Source organism: Aminobacter sp. P4_D5, assembly GCF_056401815.1.
The window spans coordinates 1-625 of the sequence record NZ_JBFUIP010000942.1 but is presented as its reverse complement, the minus strand read 5'-3'; the positions used below and the strand labels follow the sequence as shown (position 1 = coordinate 625).

The 625-nt window shown below is 67.8% G+C and carries 1 protein-coding gene; it reads left to right on the top strand.

Annotated elements, in window-relative coordinates:
* Positions 1-625 (top strand): ABC transporter substrate-binding protein (locus tag AC1DWF_RS35940; protein WP_476843225.1); only part of this gene is annotated, 625 nt, incomplete at both ends.

Below are 625 nucleotides of genomic sequence, written 5' to 3'. Positions count from 1 at the left end.
TGCCCAGCGGGACCGCGCAGCAGACGGCGGGGCCCAAGGTCGCGAATTTCGAGCGCGTCGAGTGGCAGATCATCTCCGACCTGTCGACCGCCGYCGCCGCGCTGCAATCGGGCGAGACCGACTGGTGGGAGCAGCCGAGCGGGGATTTCCTGCCGCTGCTCGGCCGGAACCGCAATCTCAAGGTCGAGGTGGCGGACGTGCTCGGCCTCATCGGCATCATCCGGCCGAACACCCTGACCGAGCCCTTCGACAATCCCGCCGTCCGCCGCGCCGTCATCACCGCCATCAACCAGATGGATTGCATGACGCCGGTCATCGGCAATCCGGAGCTGATCAAGGACAAGGTGGGTTTCTTCGCGCCGGCCTCGCCCATGGCCTCCGATGTCGGGCTCGACCGCTACAAGCAGTCGATCGCCCAGGCGCGCTCGGAGCTCCAGGCGGCCGGGGCCCTCGGCAAGAAGCTCGTGCTGATGAACGCAACCGACATCGCCTCGATCAACTCCTCCACCCTCGTCGTCGCCGATCTCTTCACCCGGATGGGCTTCAACCTGGACCTGGCCTCGACCGACTGGGGCACGGTGCTGCAGCGGCGCGCCACCAAGAACCCCCTGGAGCAGGGCGGCTG